Below are 17,509 nucleotides of genomic sequence, written 5' to 3'. Positions count from 1 at the left end.
GATCCGACAGGGTGTTGGGCGGGCCCGGCGTCAGACGAGGCGTACGGGCTTGTCGGGGCGTACGCCCAGCTCGCCGAGCCAGTCGCGGAGCGGCTCGGCGTCGCCGTCCTCCACCAGGCTGCGGACCGAGTGGCCGACATCGTTCCGGCGGGCACCGCCGACCAGCAGCGCGGGCCCGTCCAGCCAGTCCAGCCCCGGAGCGGCGCCCGCGGTGTCCACGGCGGCGCAGCAGACCATCGCCGTGACGTGGTCGGCGAGCAGCTCGCGGCCCGAGCGGGGCGCTTGCAGCGGGAAGAGCGGGACGCCGCCGTCGACCAGCCCGTCGCCCCACGGCACACCGGGGGCCGTCGTCGCGGCGGCCTCGGGCCCGGCCGTGCGCGCCGCGGCCCGGCGGTCGGCGGTGGCCCGCTCCTCCCGCTCCAGCTCGGTCACCAGCCGCGCGGCGATCAGGTCGCTCGCCCCGGAGTCCCGCGCCAGCCGCTCGATGATCCGGGCCAACGTGGGCCCGGCGACGGCGGGGTCGGCACCCGTACCGGCCCTCGGGGAGGCCTGCACGCGCATCGGGCCCCTGGTGCTCACAGGTCCCCTCGTGCTCACGGGGTCCCTCGTACTCACCGGGTCCCTCGTGCTCGCGGGTTCCGGCGCGGCCAGTGGTTCCTTCGGGCGTACGGGCTGGGCCGCTGCCGCTCCGTCCCCCTCGTGCGTACTGTCCGGGGGCGCGGGCGCGGGGAGGTCGTCCAGTACGCGGTGCAGGCGGGCGGCCTCCAGCCGCCACTTGCGGTCGACGACCTCTTCCGGATAGCGGTCCCAGGCCACCGGCGACCAGTCGGGGCCGTTCTCGGCGGGGCCGCCGTGGAAGAGCCGGGCGGCCAGCAGGGAGGCGGCGCGGTCGATGGCGCCGGGCTCCTCCAGCAGGTCGCAGGCCGGGCGCTCGCCCAGCCGGGAGGCGAAGCCCTCGGCGAGGCGGTCGCGGCGGGAGAGCTCGGTGAGCGCGGAGACCACGCCGGCGTCCAGCCGGGCGGGCCAGCGGCCCATCCGCCAGGCCGGCAGCGCGACGCGGGTCAGCAGCCGGTCCCAGCCCGCGTACGCCAGGCCCACCTGCTCCTGCGCGACGATCCGCAGGCCGTAGTCCACGCCCTGGGCGCGCTCGGAGGCCGCGGCCGCGACGCCGCGCTCCATCTGCGCGGCGTGCTCGCCGCAGCCGCGCAGCAGCAGCCGCGCCACCCGGCCCACGAAGCGCAGCGGTACGCCACGCAGCGTGCCCCGGGCGCGGGCCGCGACCGCCACGGCGGCGTCCAGGCCGCGGACGAAGCGGCGGGCTGCCGCTATGTCGGGGTGCGCCGAGGGGCCCGTACCGGCGACGACCGGGGCCAGCAGGGCGCGCAGCTCGCCGACCCGCATCCACCACAGGAACGGGGAGCCGATGACGAGGACGGGCGCCGGCACCTGCCGGCCCCGCTCGGCGGCGGCGCCCCGGGACGCGGGCGCGGCGCGGCCGGGCGGCGCGTGCGCCCGGTGCGTACGGTCCTCCAGCCAGCTGTCGCAGTCCGGGGTGAGCGCTATCGCGGAGGGCGCGGGGACCCCCAGCCGGTCGGCGAGATCGCGCACCAGTCGGTACAGATCGGGCGCGGACTCCTCGGCGACCGGGACGGTCGGACTGAGCGCGGGCCTGGCCCGGGCGACCACCGCGGCGACCAGCGCCGCCAGCAGCAGCACCGCCACCGCGAAGCCCGCCACGATCCAGCGGGCGAGGGTCCAGCCCCCGGAATCCCAGGAGCCGAGCCCACCGGTCGCTGCGCCGGCGAAGAGCACCACGGCCAGCGCGGCCGGCAGCACGGCCGCGCCCAGCGCCGCGCCGCGGATCCGCAGCACCGCGAGCGCCCGGGCGCGCGCTGCCTCTTCGCCTGCCTCCGGACCTGCCACGAGCCTGTACACCCCCTGCTGTCCTGCTTGAACGGGACGGAGAGAACACGGGACGGAAGAGACCGGGCAACGTGCCCGCGGACGCTCGCGACCGTCGGCGCGCTGCTCACTCTCCACCACTCTGGCACCGGCCACTGACATCGCAATGCCGGTGAGCCACTTGCCGGACGTCTCGGGGCAGCCGGCCCGGGACCGCAAAAGGCCACCGGAACGGGCACCGCAGGACGCTTGCGCGGAACCCTAGTTGGGGCACCGTCGCACGTCAGCCGTTAACCGGTTTGGTCACTCGATGGAATGGCTTTGGGTAAAGCAAGGAACCGGCCACATGAGCGGCCGGTTCCTCGGACAGGGGGCGGACGCCTCTCTATGGAGGCGGGCCCGGGGCAGTACGACGCTCAGCCGGCCTGCTCCGCGGCCTTGGCGTCCGCGGCGGCCTTGGCGGCGATGTCCGTCCGGTGGTGGGACCCCTCCAGGGAGATCCGGCCGACGGCGGTGTACGCGCGGTCCCTGGCCGTGGCCAGGTCGGACCCGGTGGCGGTGACGGACAGCACCCGGCCACCGGCGCTGAGCACCCGGCCGTCGGCGTCGTACCGCGTACCGGCGTGCAGGACGTACGCGTCCGGGGCGTCCTGCCCGGCCACCGCGTCCAGGCCGGTGATCGGGTCGCCCGTGCGCGGCGCGGCCGGGTAGTTGTGCGAGGCGATGACGACCGTGACGGCCGCGCCGTCGGTCCAGCGCAGCGGCGGGAGGGCGGCGAGATTGCCGGTCGCCGAGGCCATGAGCAGGCCCGCGAGCGGGGTCTTCAGGCGGGCCAGTACGACCTGGGTCTCCGGGTCGCCGAAGCGCGCGTTGAACTCGATCACGCGGACGCCGCGCGAGGTGATCGCCAGGCCCGCGTACAGCAGCCCGGAGAACGGCGTCCCGCGGCGCCGCAGCTCGTCCACGGTCGGCTGCAGCACGGACTGCACGACCTCGTCGACCAGCTTCGGGTCGGCCCACGGGAGCGGGCTGTACGCGCCCATGCCGCCGGTGTTCGGGCCCGCGTCGCCGTCGAGGGCGCGCTTGAAGTCCTGGGCGGGCTGGAGCGGCACGACGGTCTCGCCGTCGGTGATCGCGAAGAGCGAGACCTCGGGGCCGTCGAGGAACTCCTCGATCACCACGCGGTCGCAGGCCAGGGCGTGCGCCCGGGCCGTCTCGACGTCGTCCGTCACGACCACGCCCTTGCCGGCCGCGAGGCCGTCGTCCTTGACCACGTACGGGGCACCGAACGCGTCCAGGGCCTCGTCGATCTCGGCGGGGGTGGTGCACACGTAGCTGCGCGCGGTCGGCACGCCGGCGGCCGCCATGACGTCCTTGGCGAACGCCTTGGAGCCCTCCAGCTGCGCGGCCTCCGCCGAGGGGCCGAAGACCGGGATGCCGCGGGCGCGCACGGCGTCGGCGACACCGGCCACCAGCGGCGCCTCCGGGCCGACGACGACCAGCTCGGCCTGCAGGCTCACGGCCAGCTCGGCCACGGCCGCGCCGTCGAGGGCGTCCACCGGGTGGAGCTCGGCCACCTCGGCGATGCCGGCGTTACCGGGAGCGCAGTGCAGCGCGCTGACGTCGGGGTCGAGGGACAGAGAGCGGCACAGGGCGTGTTCGCGGGCGCCGCCGCCGATGACGAGGACCTTCACAGGAGCAGCCTAGACGCCCTTTGGGCGGAGGCACGAAGTGGGCCGCGGTCCGCCTTTGGACGGAGGCACGAACGGAGCGGGTGGCGGCCGCGTCCGTAGGGGCCGGGGCGGGCGGCGGATACAGGTGGCCGAGCGCCTGGCCGAGTGCCGCGAAAACGCCCTCAGCCTGTGTACCTAAGTGGGGGTCATGGGGTGTAGCAACTCTTTCGAGTGAGGGCGGGAACTGGCCTATACCTGATCCCGCGCCACTTCCGGGCGGAAATAGCTGGATTCTGGCGGCAACGCCAGCCGTTCGGCGGTAGGAAGGGTGTCTGCGCGCCACGGCCGACTCATTCGCATCGCGCGCACCGCACGTATCTTCAACAGGGAGTGCACGGGTGAGCCAGCCGGAGATGCAGCCCGAGAGGCCGCCCGAGGGGCCTCCTCGGGCGGATGGCGAGGACGCACAAGGGCGGGATCGCGGTGATCTAGCCGGCCGTGCCTTTCCGCTCGGTGACTGGGGTGAGCCGGCCGAGCGCCTGGATGAGCTGTACCAATGGGCCGAGACCGGCGCGCTGCACGTCATCGACTGGTACCTCGCCGACCGCGTCGCCAAGCGGCGCACCGCCCGGATACTGCGGGCCGGCGCGGCCGCCGGCGTCTCGGCGGGGGCGCTGTTGCCCCTGCTCGGCGTCAGCGGCGCTCTGGACGGCGGCGCGGAGTACGGCTATCTGGCGCTGCTGCTCGCCGCCGTCTGTATGGGCTGCGACCGGTTCTTCGGCGTGACGGCGGGCTGGATGCGGGACGTGGCCGCCGCGCAGGCCGTGCAGCGGCGGCTGGAGGCGCTGCAGTTCGACTGGGCGTCGGAGAGCGTCCGGGAGGTGCTCGGCCCGACGGAGGGCACCGCCTCCGAGGCGGCCGAGCGCTGCCTGACCGTACTGCGGCGCTTCCACGAGGACATCGCGGAGCTCGTACGCTCCGAGACCGCCGACTGGATGATGCAGTTCCGTACGGGCCCGGTGCCGACGGGCAGCCAGGCGGCACCGGCCCCCTGGGGCCCGCCGCGCCAGGAGGCCGCGCCGGACCGCAACGGCCGGATCGTGCTCCCTCCGGGCACCCGCCCGAACATGCCCCGGCAGCGACCGCCGGAGCCGCCGCGGTGAGGGAGCCGCCGCGGTGCGGGGCTCGATCAGCTGAAGACGATCATTGAGCCCTGGCCGAGGCTGCGGGTGGCCGCCGCGTGCAGCCCGAGCCACACATGACGCTCCCGTGCGAACGGGCTGTCGTCGGCCCCCGTCGTCCCCGCCCGCTCCTCCAGCGTCGTGGGCCCTGCCGGCGGGGCCGGCGTGGCGGGCGGGTTGGCCGGGTCGATGCCGATGACCGGCGCGACCACTTCGAGCTCTCGCAGCAGTCCGTGCGAGGACCCCAACGGGCCGCCGCCCTCCAGCAGTTCGTCGTTGGCGAGCGGGTGCGGGAAGTCCACCGGTACGTACGCGCCGGCGTGGTCGTAGTGCCACACCAGGTGCGATCCCTGGGCCGTACTCTCGAACATCTCCAGCAACTGCTCGTAGTCGCTGCCCAGTTCGTCCACCGGCGATACGGCGAGCCCGCAGACCTGGAGGAGGTACGCGCGGCGCAGGAAGTGCAGCGCGTCGTAGTCGAAGCCGGCGACCGGCGCCACGTCCCCCGAGAGACCCGGCATGTAGTTGAAGATCGGCACGGGCGGCAGTCCCGCGTCGTTCAGCGCTTTGTCGTAGGCGGCGAGCTCTTCGGAGAAGGGGTTGTCGGGGCTGTGGCACAGCACGTCGACCAGGGGGACCAGCCAGAGGTCACACGCCACAAGTTCTCGCTTCCGTTCGGTTCCGTTCGGTTCGGTTCCGGTAGACCAGGCGATCGAAGACCAGGCGATCGACAAAGCCGATGGTCGGGACAGCGTAGTGCTAGGCGAGGTTCTCCACGAGGGCGAGGGAGTGGGCGTTGTACTCGCGCACCAGGCGCTGCGCGGTGACGAGGTCGCGGTGGACCACCGCCGCCGCCAACTCCTGGTGTCCCTGCCAGAGATGCCCGCACAGGTCGGCCTTGTCGCGCAGCATCGGCACGGCGAACACCCAGCCCTGGATCCGCATCCGGTCCAGGAAATCCGCGATGTAGGGATTGCCCACCAGGTTGCCGAACTCGCGCCAGAACCGCAGGTCGTAGCCGATCAGTACGTCCAGGTCGCCGCAGCGCGCGTACCGTTCCGCCTCCTCGGCGCGGCGCCGGAGGGAGGCGAGCATGTCGGAGGTGACGCTGCGGACCAGCTCCTCCGCGCTCGTACGGAACACGCCCTCCACGACGAGCGTGCGCGCCTCGACCATGGCGCGGTAATCGGCCGCCGTGAACGTGTGGACGCAGAAACCGCGGTGCTGCTCCACATCCAGCAGGCCCTGCGCCGCGAGATCGAGCAGCGCCTCGCGTACGGGGGTCGCGGAGACGCCGTACTGCTCGGCGATCTCCTTGACGGTGAACTGGCGCCCCGCGGGCAGCCGTCCGGCCAGCACTTCGTCGCGCAGCGCGTCCGCGATCTGCTGACGCAGGGTGCTGCGCTGGATGACTCCGCTGACCGGCCCGGCGGGCATCGTGTCCGTCTCCTTCCGCGACCGCACGGCAGGAACGCGGCCCTCGCCCTCACGATAGGCGAGCGCCGCACGAGACGGATGAGGCAGTGGGTACGAAAGGGCGAGTGGAGTGGGTTTGCCCTGGTGGCGGGCTGGTGGAGGAGGCGAGGGGACGAGCGCCTGCACGCCCCCTCGCGCTACCGGTCGGTCGACTCGCCCCGGCCGACCCGGGGCCGGGGCGCGGGCCGACCGCGGCGGCTCGGTCAGACCGTGTACGCGTCTGCCGTGGTCAGGGCCTCGTCGAGCGCTGCCAGGCCCTCCTTCGCCTCCGTCTCGGTGATCGTGCACGGCGGGACGACGTGCGTACGGTTCATGTTCAGGAACGGCCACAGGCCCCGCTCCTTGCACGCCGCCGCGAACTTCGCCATCGGGGCGTTGTCCGCGCCCGACGCGTTGTACGGCACCAGCGGCTCGTGCGTCTCACGGTTCTTGACCAGCTCGAGGGCCCAGAAGACGCCCATGCCGCGCACCTCGCCCACCGACGGGTGGCGCTCGGCGATGTCCCGCAGCGCGGGCCCGATGACCTTCTCGCCGATCTCGGCCGCGTTCTCCACGATCCGCTCCTCCGCCATCGCGTTGATCGTCGCGACCGCGGAGGCGCAGGCCAGCGGGTGGCCGGAGTACGTCAGGCCGCCCGGGTAGGGGCGCTGGTCGAAGGTCGCGGCGATCTCCGCCGAGATCGCGACGCCGCCCAGCGGCACATAACCGCTGTTCACGCCCTTGGCGAAGGTCATCAGGTCGGGCACGACGTCGAAGTGGTCGAGCGCGAACCAGCGGCCCGTCCGGCCGAAGCCCGCCATGACCTCGTCCAGGATGAAGACGATGCCGTACCGGTCACAGATCTCGCGGACCCCGGCGAGGTATCCGGGCGGCGGGACCATGATGCCGGCGGTGCCCGGAACGGTCTCCAGGATGATCGCAGCGATCGACTGCGGCCCCTCGTAGGCAATGGTGTCCTCGAGGTGCTGCAGCGCGCGCTCGCACTCCTGCTGCTCGCTCTCCGCGTGGAACGGCGAGCGGTACAGGTACGGGCCCCAGAAGTGCACCACGCCGGCCGACGCGGTGTCCGAGGGCCAGCGGCGCGGGTCACCGGTGAGGTTGATCGCGGCCGCGGTGGCGCCGTGGTACGAGCGGTACGTGGAGAGCACCTTGGACCGGCCGGTGTGCAGCCGGGCCATGCGCACGGCGTTCTCCACCGCCTCGGCGCCGCCGTTGGTGAAGAAGATCTTGTCCAGGTCGCCGGGCGTGCGCTCGGCGATCAGCCGCGCGGCCTCGGACCGCACGTCCACGGCGAAGCCCGGCGCCAGGGTGCAGAGCTTGCCGGCCTGCTCCTGGATGGCGGCGACAACCTTCGGGTGCTGGTGGCCGATGTTGGTGTTGACCAGCTGCGAGGTGAAGTCGAGGTAGCGGTTGCCGTCGTAGTCCCACATGTACGAGCCCTCGGCGCCCGCGATCGGCAGCGGGTCTATCAGGCCCTGCGCCGACCAGGAGTGGAAGACATGGGCTCGGTCGGCGGCCTTCACGGCCGCGCCGACGGCGGGGTCTGCTTGCGTCGTGGTCACGGTCACTACCTCGGATCGCTCTGGGCCGCCAGGAAATCAGGGAACGCGAGAACGCTGAACTGCGAGAACGCGGGAACGCGGGGCGGCGGACGCTCTCAGCCTAAGGATCTCCACGACCGCGCCGGTACCGACAGTGTGTATGGCACTCACCACGCGCTCTGACAGGTTGTCGATCGTCACTGATGGCGATCGGCAGCTACTGACCGCGATCGGTCAGCCCGGCAGCCGCCCGCGCGTCAGTCGTCCTCGTCGTCATCGTCGATGTCGTGGTCCGCTATCGGTACGGCCTTGGGGCGGCCGTCGTCGCACCGGACCGCGTACGTACGGTCGTCGCCGTCGTCCAGCGGCTCGAACTCGATCGTCGCGACGTCGGACGGGCCGCGCTTCACGGAGTCCATGTGATAGCCCGACGCGGGGCTCCACACCGTGAGGTACACCGTGCCGTCGGGGCGGCACTCGGCGGTGGCGCTGCCGCCTGTGACATTCACCGTCCCCACCCGCGCGGCGGAGCCGGGAGACGAGGCCCCGCCCGAGGACGGCGTGGCCCCGTCGGAGGGCGAACCCGGGGCGCCGGACTCGGAGGCACCGCTGCCCGGGTCGGCGGAGCCGGGAGGCTGGGAGGACGAACGCGCGGCCGCGAGCTTCTGGCGCACCCCGTCGTCATCGAGCGGCTCGGCCCGGCTGTTCCTCATCCCCATGTCGGTATTGGCCAGCGACCACGCGCCCAGCCCGCCCGCTCCCGCGAACGCGCAGACCCATACCGCGGTCACCACCGCGCTTCGCCACTTCATCGCGCGCCCCTCCTTTCCCTGCCTCATCGACGCCTCGTCCCGGCCCCGGACTTCTCTCGGTCCCGGCCTCGGTCTTTTCTCACTCTGCCTGCTCGATCCCGCCCGCGGCGGTTTTCCACAGGCCCGATCTCACGTCCCGCCGCGATCACCGGCCTCGATCGGGTGAGCCGGTTGTCCACAGCGCCCCGTCCACGGCTTCCCCGCCGCAGCGACGGGGCGCGGACCAGGCACGATCCAGAGTCCCGCACCCTTCCCTAACGTCCGGTTAAAGCGGTCCCAAAGCCTCCGGCCGACCGCCCGGACGGGATCATTTGCTGGTTACCGTGGCGACATGTCCCACCTGCTCGTCGTCGAGGACGACCCCCAGCTGCGCAGTGCGCTCGTGCGGGCGCTGCGGGACCGCGGCCATGCCGTGGCCACCGCCGCGACCGGGATGTCCGGCCTCGACGCTGCCGTGACCGACCGCCCCGACCTCGTCGTCCTGGACCTCGGCCTGCCCGACGTGGACGGCGCGCAGGTCCTGCGGATGCTGCGGGCGGTCAGCGACGTACCGATCATCGTCGCCACCGCGCGCGACGAAGAGGGCGACATGGTCGCGGTGCTCGACGACGGCGCGGACGACTACATCGTCAAGCCGTTCGGCGCCGCGCAGCTGGACGCGCGGATCAAGGCGGTACTGCGCCGGCTGGGCACCGCGGAGCCGGAGGCGCCGCTCCGGGTGGGCGGGCTGGTACTGGACTCGGCGGCGCGTGAAGTCGTGCTGGACGGCGCGCCGCTGGATCTCACGCCCCGCGAGTTCGACCTCCTCCTGTACCTCGCCCGCCGCGCCGGCCAAGTGGTCTCGCGCCGGGAGCTGCTCGCCGAGGTGTGGCAGCAGCCGCTCGGCGGCGCGGACAAGACGGTGGACGTCCACCTGTCCTGGCTGCGCCGGAAACTCGGGGAGACGGCCCAGAAACCCCGGTATCTCCACACGGTCCGCACCGTGGGCGTCAAGCTCGCCGCCCCGGAGGAGTAAGCCCGATGCGCCTTCGGATTCTGCTGGTCACGGCCGTGACCACCGCTCTCGTACTCGCCACGCTCCTGGTGCCGCTCGCCCTGCTCACCCGTAGCCACGCCGCGGACCGGGCCACCGCGGACGCCACCGCCCGCGCGCAGTCGCTGGCCGCGGGCATCGGTACCGCGCTGGCGCACCCCGGCCCCGAGGGCAGCCGGGCCACCGCCGCGTCGCTCGTGACGGCCGCCAACGGCGCGAATCTGCCGCGTACCTCGGTGATCCTCGCCGACGGGACCGTGCTGGGCCCGCCGGCGCGCGTCACGGACGCCGTGCGCCTGGCGCGTTACGGGCGTGCGTTCGCGTACGCGCCCCCGGAGGGCGGCCAGACCGTACTGGTCCCGGTGCAGGGCACGTCGGGCGGCACCGCCGTCGTCCATGTCGCGCTGACGGACACCCAGTTGTACGCGGGGACCCTCCCGTCCTGGCTGGCCTTCGCCGGGCTCGGCGCCGGGCTGGTGCTCCTCGGCCTGCTGGTCGCCGACCGGCTGGGCGCGCGCCTGGTCGGTTCGACCCAGCGGCTCGCGAAGGTCGCCGACCGGCTGGCGGCCGGCGATCTGACCGCACGCGCCGAGCCGGAGGGACCGCCGGAGCTGCGCCTGGTGGCCGGCCAGCTCAACCACCTCGCGGGCCGTATCGAGGGGTTCCTCACCGCCGAACGGGAGAACGCGGCGGACCTCGCGCACCGCCTCCGCACCCCGGTCGCCGCGCTCCGCCTCGATGCGGAGGGGCTGCGCGACCCGGCCGAGGCGGAGCGGATCGCGGCGGACGTGGCGGCGCTGGAGCGCAGCGTGGACGAGGTCATCCGTACGGCGCGCAAGCCACTGCGGGACGCCACGGGCCGCACCGGCGCGGGCGGTCCCTCCCGTGACGGGGCCGATGAACCGTCCGCCGACCTGGCCGCCGTGGCGCGCGAACGGGCGGACTTCTGGCGTCCGTTGGCCGAGGACCAGGGGCGCACGCTGGACTTTCAAGCCCCTGCCGCGCCGGTGTACGTACGGGCGGACGAAGCGGAGCTGGCAGCGGCGGTCGACGCCCTCATCGGCAACGTCTTCGACCACACCCCGGAGGGCGTGGGCATGCGCCTGCACGTGTCCGCCGCGGCGGGTGACCGCGCCGGCGGTCTGCTGGTCATAGAGGACGACGGGCCCGGCTTCCCGGAAGGGCACGTCCCGCAGCGGGGCAAGAGCGGCGGCGGCTCCACCGGGCTCGGCCTGGACATCGTCCGCCGGGTCGCGGAGGAGTCCGGCGGCCGCACGGAACTGACCGCCGCGCGCCGGGCGAGCGGCGGGGAGGACACCCCGGGGAACGGCCGGGGCGCCCGCGTGGAGGCGCATCTCGGGGGACCGTCGGCATAACGCATCGGCGGAGGCGCCGGGCAGCGCCCCGCGGCGGCCCGACAGAACCACCGTTGCGCCGCGTCCTCAGACCGCGTACGGCTCCGTCGGAGTGAAGACCCGGCGGGTGGCACGGCGCCAGGTGTTCGCGGTGAGGTCGGGGCGAAGGGCCGAGAGCGCGCCGCAGTACTTGGTGAATTCGGCCGGGCGGACGCCATAACCGTGCAGCAGACGGTCGGCCTCGGTCAGTTTTCCGTCCGTCTTGGACTCGACGAGCACCAGGCCCCCGTCGGCACGGACCGAGCGCCCGGTGCGCGGATCGCGGCAGACCATGCCCGCGTCGCAGGTGATGCGCTGGCCGTCCGCCACGAAGGTCGCGCGCTGATAGTCGGTGACGAGCGAGGTGGCGAGGTCCGTGGGGGCCGCCATGTCGTACGTACGGCGCAGGACCGAGGCGAGGAAGTCGCGCGGGGCTTGGTCCAGCGCGGTGTCGCCGGGCAGCATCGGCTGCCGGAACTTCACCGTCTCCCCGCGCCCGCTCTTGAGCTTGATCTCGAACTGCCGCTCGCCGGTGTCCTCGTACAGCCGCTCCCGGATCTTGAAGCGGAGCCGCCGTCCCTGCCGGTGGTCGTGGAAGGCACGCAGGTCGGGCGTGTCGTAGTACACGGAGTTGTACCGGAACCAGCGGCGGCCGTTGATGCACAGCGACTTGAACGGTCCGCCGGGGCGCTTCGGGTCGGTCAGCCGGGCCGCGAAGTCGGCGAAGATCTCGACCGGTACGAGATAGCTGTTGTCGTGGCGGGCCAGCAGCTCGGCGCGGGCCTGCACCTCGGCGAGGGTCATGGGGTGCGCGGCCAGTGCGGCGCGCCCGATGGCACGTACGGCGGGGTTCACACGGTCTCCTTCGAGGCGTCGGCGGTACGTCCGGAGGGGAGGTCGGTGGTGCGGTCGGCGCGAAGCGGGGCGGTGGTGTCCGCGAGCGCCTTGGGGGAAGTCCTGTGGGACGTCTCGTGAGGCGTACGAGCGGCAGCGACGGAACGTTCCATCTCGCGGTAGCGGACGTCCACGACCGTCACGTCCCGGACAAAGTCCACCTGCTTGACGGTCCAGTCGAGCGGCTCGCCCACTCGGTGGGCCAGGTCGGCGCGGAGCGCGGCCGGATCCGCGTGCACCTTGTCGAGCGTGACGACCGTGCGCCGGCTGCGGGTCAGCAGCTTGGGGTGGTCGGCGCACCAGATGACGAAGAGCAGCAGCACCGCGAAGATCGCGGCGAAGCCCAGCTCCAGCTGCGGCAGGCCGCACAGCAGGCCCAGGACGAGGGTGGTGAAGTAGTACGCCACCTCCTCGTGCTGTATGGAGTCCGACCGCAGCCGGATGATCGAGAGCACGCCGAACAGGCCGAAGGCCAGCGCCGTACCGCCGCTGCCGTTGACTCTCGCGAGCGCCGCGACGACCGAGAAGAGGGCGACGTTGAGCGCGAGGTAGGCCGGTACGAGGTCCCGGCGGCGGTGCCGCGGGTAGTAGACGGCGAATGTCAGCGCGCACACCGCGGCCAGGTCGAGCCCCAGGTGGGCGGCCAGCTGTCCGAAAGTGATCATTGCTTTCCCTGTCCGGTCACGGGTGGCCGACCTGCCCGGTGGCCACGTTTCCTGCGATTCGCTCCCCTGGCGTGGCGCAGCGCGGCACGGCGACGGCGGGAGGCACGGGAAAAACGTAGGAACCGGCGGGTTAAAGGCGCCCCTGTCCGGCGTTAAGGAAAGCGGGAGCGGACAGCGAAGAGCGCGAGCGGAGTACGCGCGGTACGGCGCGAGCGCGGACGGCACGAGCGCGCACGGCCTGTACTGCTGGTGCTGTTTCAGCAGGCGCCCTCCCCTCTTCTGCCCGCCGCGGCTACGCTCGGCGCACCGCGGGCAGTGCTGTCGGAGGGGGACCGGGAATGGCCACGACTCGTCGAGGCTTTGTCGTCGCGGCCATGGCCGGGTCCGTCACCGCCCTGCTCGCCCCCGGAGCGTCCGCACGCGCGCTGACCTCCCCCAACGCCCCGTCCACCGGCCGCTTTTCCGCGGCGGCCGACCCCGCCCGGTGGATGGCCGCGCTGCCCGACGGCACCCCGCTGACCCGGCTCACGATCCCCGGTACGCACGACACCTGCGCCACCGACCCGATGAACGGCACGGAGTGGTCGCACACCCAGAACATGGGCATCCCGGAGCAACTGCGGCGCGGCATACGCTTCTTCGACATCCGCTGCGGCGAGCCGCCCTCGGACATGCCCGACGAACTCGGCATCTACCACGCGTCGTACTACCAGGACATCACCTTCAACACCGTCCTCGATCAGTGCCGCGACTTCCTGCGGGCTTCTCCGGGTGAGACCGTGCTGATGCGCGTCAAGAACGAGCATGGGCTGACCGATGCGCAGCTCAGTGCCAAGTTCGGTGAGTACCTGGGAGCCAAGGGCTACGGAGATCTCTTCCTCATCGAGCCGGCCCTTCCGGAGCTCGGCGCGGCGCGCGGCAAGGTCGTCCTCATCCCGCAGTTCGCCTCCGGACTGCGCGCACCGGCCTGGCCCGCGGGCGACAACGGCACCTTCTCCAACGAGTGGTTCGCGCTGCAGGACCACTACGCGACGTCCGTCGACACCAAACGGCAGGACATCCTGCGGCACTTCGACGCCGCCGCGGCCCACCAGGATTCCGGCCTGCTCTACCTGAACTTCACCAGCCTCGCTCCGGACGCCGCCAACGGCTTCCGCTGGCCCAAGCACCTCGCCGACGCGGTGATGCCCGCCGTCCTGGACTACCTCGACGGCCACCAGCAGCCCGGCGTCCACCTCGGCGTCGTGATCATGGACTTCCCCGAATTCCACCCCCCTGCCGTCGAATCGCTCATCGCCCGCAACTTCCCCCCGAGCACCGCTGCCTGACCGACGCACCCGCCGACGCGATCGTTCCCGCCTCGTGACGCCCCGGCTGCCACCGTGCGATCCCCCGCGGCCTACGCTCGGCTGACGATGCCGGAACGGCACGGGACGCGTCGGCAACGGCAGAGGGAACGGGGAGGGTGCCGCGCATGGACGGCCTCAAGGGACTGACCGCCGAGGACCCGAGGGCGATCGGCGACTACCGCCTGCTCGGCCGGCTGGGCACCGGCGGCATGGGCCGGGTCTACCTCGCGCGTTCCGAAGGCGGCCGGACCGTGGCCGTGAAGCTGGTCAAGGCCGAACTGGCGGCCGAGCAGGAGTTCCGCGACCGGTTCCGGTCCGAGGTCGCCGCGGCGCGCCGGGTGGGCGGCCGGTGGACCGCACCCGTACTGGACGCCGACACCGAAGCGCAGGTGCCGTGGGTGGCCACCGGGTACATCGCGGGCCCGTCGCTGAGCGAGGTCGTGGAGGGCACGTACGGGCCGCTTCCGGAGTACTCGGTCAGGCGGCTCGCCTACGGGCTGTCCAGCGCGCTGCTCGACATCCACGGCGTCGGGCTGGTGCACCGCGACCTCAAGCCGTCCAACGTCCTGCTGACCATCGACGGTCCGCGCGTGATCGACTTCGGCATCGCGCGGGCGCTGGACGCGGTGAGCGAGCACACCCAGACGCAGGCGGGCGTGGTCGTCGGCTCGCCGAGCTTCATGTCGCCCGAGCAGGTACGCGGCGAACGGGTCACGCCGGCCAGCGACGTCTTCTGCCTGGGCTCGGTGCTCGCGTACGCGGCCTCCGGGCGGATGCCCTTCGGGTCGCTGGTCTCGGGTGTGCACTCCGTGATGTTCCGCGTCGCCGAGTCCGACCCCGACCTCGACGCCGTACCGGAGTCCTTGCGGGAGCTGATCGTCGGCTGCCTCTCGAAGAGCGCGGCGGAGCGGCCGGCCCCGGAAGAGCTCATCTCCGTGCTGGGGCCGGTGAGCAGCGGCGGAGCGGCCGCGCCCTGGCTGCCGGCCGAGCTCATCGCCCGGCTGGGGCAGCACGCCGTACAGCTGCTGGACACGGACACGCCGCCCTCGGGGCAGCGGGCGCGCCCGGGGCACGCGGAACCACCCACCACGGTCCTGCCGACGGGGTCGGGATCGGGGTACGGACCGGCAGCACGTACGGGCGCGGACCCCACCCCCGTCCCCGCCCCCGCGCCGCCCCGTAAGCGCCGCTTGCCCCTCGCCCTCGGGGCCGTCGCCGTAGTGATCGCCGCGGCCGGTGTCGCGGCGGTCACCGTGCCCGCGCTGGGCGGCGGCGCGCAGCACGAGGGCGGCTCGGACATCCCGGCCGCCTACGTGGGCACCTGGACCGGCGATGTGGAGCGGGACGGGGTGCCCACGGGGCAGCAGCGGCGGTTCGTGATCTCGCACGGGAACGTCGGCGAGGTGGTGGCCAACAGCATCAGTCTCGGCGCCACGTACGAGTGCAAGAGCGACGGGAAGCTGGTCTCGGCGTCGGCCATTGAAGGGCTGCGGCTGGACACCACCGTGGTGAACTCCACACCCGAAGGACGCTGCTCCGCACTGGGCGAGCACAGCCTCAAGAGGGGGCCGCAGAAGAACACCCTCGTATGGAGCGCGGCAGGGCGTACTGCAACGCTGCGCCCCGCGGGCCACGAGGTGGTCCCGACCGCGTACCTGGGCACCTGGGAGCGCCCGAACGCGGACGGGGTGGGCACCCAACGGGTGACGATCGAGCGCACTCCGGTGGGCAGCCCCGCCGTGACGATCGACGTGCGGGGCAGCGGCGGCCACTGCACGGCGCGCGCGGACTTCTACTCGGCCGACGGGAAGCTCTCCGTCGGCCCCTCCGTGGTGCAGCGCCCCGCACCCGGGTGCGCGGCCAGCAGCTCGTCCCTCTTCAGGATCGCGGGCGACGGCTCCCTGGTGCGCGAGTTCCGCGGAAACGACAAGCAGCCGCGTACCTACACGAAGGTGCAGTGAACGCGGCTGCTGACCGTCACGGTCGGCCCTAAGGGGCCTGACGCACGCCTCGGTCGAGTCAGTCCAGGAACGAGTTGATCTGGATCGTCTCGTCGCGGCCCGGGCCGACGCCGATGGCGGAGATCGGGGCGCCCGACATCTCCTCCAGCGCCTTCACGTACGCCTGGGCGTTCTTCGGGAGCTCGGCGAAGGTCTTGGCCTTGGTGATGTCCTCGGACCAGCCCGGCAGCATCTCGTAGATCGGCTTCGCGTGGTGGAAGTCGCTCTGGTTGTGCGGCAGCTCCTCGACCCGCTTGCCGTCGACCTCGTAGGCGACGCAGACCGGGATCTGCTCCCAGCCGGTGAGCACGTCGAGCTTGGTCAGGAAGAAGTCGGTGAGGCCGTTGACGCGGGTCGCGTAGCGCGCGATGACCGCGTCGAACCAGCCGCAGCGGCGGTCGCGGCCGGTGGTCACACCGCGCTCGCCGCCAATACGGCGCAGGTCCTCGCCGTCCTGGTCGAACAGCTCGGTCGGGAACGGCCCTGCACCGACACGCGTGGTGTACGCCTTCAGGATGCCGATGACCCGGTTGATCTTCGTCGGGCCGACGCCCGCGCCGGTGCAGGCACCGCCGGCGGTCGGGTTCGAGGAGGTGACGAAGGGGTACGTGCCGTGGTCGACGTCCAGGAGGGTGCCCTGGCCGCCCTCGAAGAGGACGACCTTGCCCTCGTCGATGGCGTCATTGAGGATCAGCGTGGTGTCGGCCACGTAGCCCTTGATCTGGTCCGCGTAGCCGAGCATCTCCTCGACGACCTGCTCGGCGACCACCGCGCGGTGGTTGTAGAGCTTGGCCAGCACCTGGTTCTTGAAGTCGAGGGCCGCCTCGACCTTCTGGAGCAGGATCGACTCGTCGAACAGGTCCTGCACGCGGATGCCGGTGCGGTTGATCTTGTCGGCGTAGGTCGGGCCGATGCCGCGCCCCGTGGTGCCGATCTTCCGCTTGCCGAGGAAGCGCTCGGTCACCTTGTCGACGGTGATGTTGTACGGCGTGATCAGGTGGGCGTTGCCGCTGACCAGCAGCTTGGACGTGTCGACGCCGCGCTCGTTCAGTCCGCTCAGCTCGGAGAGCAGGACCGCCGGGTCGACGACGACACCGTTACCGATGACCGGGGTGCACCCCGGCGAGAGGATCCCGGAAGGGAGCAGGTGCAGTGCGTACTTCTGGTCGCCCACGACGACCGTGTGGCCGGCATTGTTGCCGCCCTGGTAGCGCACTACATAGTCAACGGATCCACCGAGCAGGTCGGTGGCCTTTCCCTTGCCCTCGTCACCCCACTGAGCACCGAGCAGCACAAGTGCGGGCACAGGCGTACACCCCTTCCGGGCGGGGCATGTCCAACGTGCGAGCGGCTCACTGCCTGGTGCAGCCGCCGCGCGAGCCGTCGAACCGGTGCCCCGGATAGACGAAGCCCCTGACGCAACAACGACAGGGGCTCTTGCACCGAGAGATTACCGAATATTTCTCTCGGGCGACGAACAGGACAGTCCCGGGCACCCGGCAACCGCCGGGGTACGGGGGCCCGCGGTGGCCGCTATGGCTGTTTTGTCCCCGTCCCGTCCGAGTCCGTTCCCCGAGAGAACGCAAGCC

14 protein-coding genes are annotated in these 17,509 nt (G+C 72.5%); 5 read left to right on the top strand and 9 right to left on the bottom strand.

Annotation, left to right across the window (positions count from 1 at the left end; all coding sequences use genetic code 11):
* Positions 1-30: 30 nt before the first annotated feature.
* Positions 31-1,923 carry a hypothetical protein gene (locus AB0I82_RS25100; RefSeq protein WP_363259589.1) on the bottom strand — a complete coding sequence of 631 codons (1,893 nt, stop codon included), beginning with the start codon at positions 1,921-1,923 and terminating at the stop codon, positions 31-33.
* Between the two features lie 395 nt (positions 1,924-2,318).
* Positions 2,319-3,596, bottom strand: coding sequence for a phosphoribosylamine--glycine ligase (purD, locus tag AB0I82_RS25095; protein ID WP_363259588.1), 1,278 nt, complete (start codon positions 3,594-3,596; stop codon positions 2,319-2,321).
* 377 nt (positions 3,597-3,973) lie between these two features.
* On the opposite strand from purD, the gene AB0I82_RS25090 reads away from it, so the two are divergent.
* Positions 3,974-4,738: an SLATT domain-containing protein gene (locus AB0I82_RS25090; RefSeq protein ID WP_363259587.1), complete on the top strand. Its 765-nt coding sequence runs from the start codon at positions 3,974-3,976 to the stop codon at positions 4,736-4,738.
* A gap of 26 nt (positions 4,739-4,764) precedes the next feature.
* Here AB0I82_RS25090 and AB0I82_RS25085 read toward each other — a convergent pair whose 3' ends face one another.
* The 4 genes from AB0I82_RS25085 to AB0I82_RS25070 all read right to left on the bottom strand — a co-directional run bounded on the left by AB0I82_RS25085 (position 4,765) and on the right by AB0I82_RS25070 (position 8,585).
* On the bottom strand, positions 4,765-5,415 hold the full coding sequence (locus tag AB0I82_RS25085) for a hypothetical protein (RefSeq protein WP_363259586.1): 651 nt from the start codon (positions 5,413-5,415) through the stop codon (positions 4,765-4,767).
* 100 nt (positions 5,416-5,515) lie between these two features.
* Positions 5,516-6,193, bottom strand: a complete 678-nt coding sequence (locus tag AB0I82_RS25080) for a GntR family transcriptional regulator (RefSeq protein ID WP_363259585.1) — start codon at positions 6,191-6,193, stop codon at positions 5,516-5,518.
* A 242-nt stretch (positions 6,194-6,435) separates the two neighbouring features.
* On the bottom strand, positions 6,436-7,794 hold the full coding sequence (locus tag AB0I82_RS25075) for an aspartate aminotransferase family protein (RefSeq protein WP_363259584.1): 1,359 nt from the start codon (positions 7,792-7,794) through the stop codon (positions 6,436-6,438).
* Between the two features lie 236 nt (positions 7,795-8,030).
* The gene (locus AB0I82_RS25070) at positions 8,031-8,585 is read right to left on the bottom strand and encodes a hypothetical protein (RefSeq protein WP_363259583.1); all 555 of its coding nucleotides are present in this window, start codon (positions 8,583-8,585) and stop codon (positions 8,031-8,033) included.
* 331 nt (positions 8,586-8,916) lie between these two features.
* Between AB0I82_RS25070 and AB0I82_RS25065 the strand changes: the two genes are divergently transcribed.
* Both AB0I82_RS25065 and AB0I82_RS25060 read left to right on the top strand, forming a co-directional pair.
* Positions 8,917-9,600, top strand: coding sequence for a response regulator transcription factor (locus tag AB0I82_RS25065; RefSeq protein WP_363259582.1), 684 nt, complete (start codon positions 8,917-8,919; stop codon positions 9,598-9,600).
* Positions 9,601-9,605: 5 nt separating this feature from the next.
* On the top strand, positions 9,606-10,994 hold the full coding sequence (locus AB0I82_RS25060) for a HAMP domain-containing sensor histidine kinase (protein WP_363259581.1): 1,389 nt from the start codon (positions 9,606-9,608) through the stop codon (positions 10,992-10,994).
* A gap of 66 nt (positions 10,995-11,060) precedes the next feature.
* Here AB0I82_RS25060 and AB0I82_RS25055 read toward each other — a convergent pair whose 3' ends face one another.
* Both AB0I82_RS25055 and AB0I82_RS25050 read right to left on the bottom strand, forming a co-directional pair.
* On the bottom strand, positions 11,061-11,867 hold the full coding sequence (locus AB0I82_RS25055) for a polyphosphate polymerase domain-containing protein (RefSeq protein ID WP_363259580.1): 807 nt from the start codon (positions 11,865-11,867) through the stop codon (positions 11,061-11,063).
* Positions 11,864-12,571 carry a DUF4956 domain-containing protein gene (locus AB0I82_RS25050; RefSeq protein ID WP_363259579.1) on the bottom strand — a complete coding sequence of 236 codons (708 nt, stop codon included), beginning with the start codon at positions 12,569-12,571 and terminating at the stop codon, positions 11,864-11,866. The genes AB0I82_RS25055 and AB0I82_RS25050 overlap by 4 nt, the downstream gene beginning before the upstream one ends.
* A 338-nt stretch (positions 12,572-12,909) precedes the next feature.
* Between AB0I82_RS25050 and AB0I82_RS25045 the strand changes: the two genes are divergently transcribed.
* Positions 12,910-13,899 carry a phosphatidylinositol-specific phospholipase C gene (locus AB0I82_RS25045; protein ID WP_363259578.1) on the top strand — a complete coding sequence of 330 codons (990 nt, stop codon included), beginning with the start codon at positions 12,910-12,912 and terminating at the stop codon, positions 13,897-13,899.
* Between the two features lie 146 nt (positions 13,900-14,045).
* Positions 14,046-15,881 (top strand): serine/threonine-protein kinase, encoded by a 1,836-nt coding sequence (locus AB0I82_RS25040; protein WP_363259577.1) that lies wholly within the window; start codon positions 14,046-14,048, stop codon positions 15,879-15,881.
* 58 nt (positions 15,882-15,939) lie between these two features.
* Here the strand turns inward: AB0I82_RS25040 and AB0I82_RS25035 are convergent, their stop codons facing one another.
* Positions 15,940-17,226 carry an adenylosuccinate synthase gene (locus AB0I82_RS25035; protein ID WP_363259576.1) on the bottom strand — a complete coding sequence of 429 codons (1,287 nt, stop codon included), beginning with the start codon at positions 17,224-17,226 and terminating at the stop codon, positions 15,940-15,942.
* Between the last annotated feature and the right edge of the window lie 283 nt (positions 17,227-17,509).

Origin of the sequence: Streptomyces sp. NPDC050315, assembly GCF_040655775.1 — a bacterium.
In the GTDB taxonomy this organism is placed as follows: Bacteria; Actinomycetota; Actinomycetes; order Streptomycetales; family Streptomycetaceae; genus Streptomyces.
Note: the sequence above shows the minus strand (reverse complement) of the source record. Positions and strands in the feature narration are given on the sequence as shown.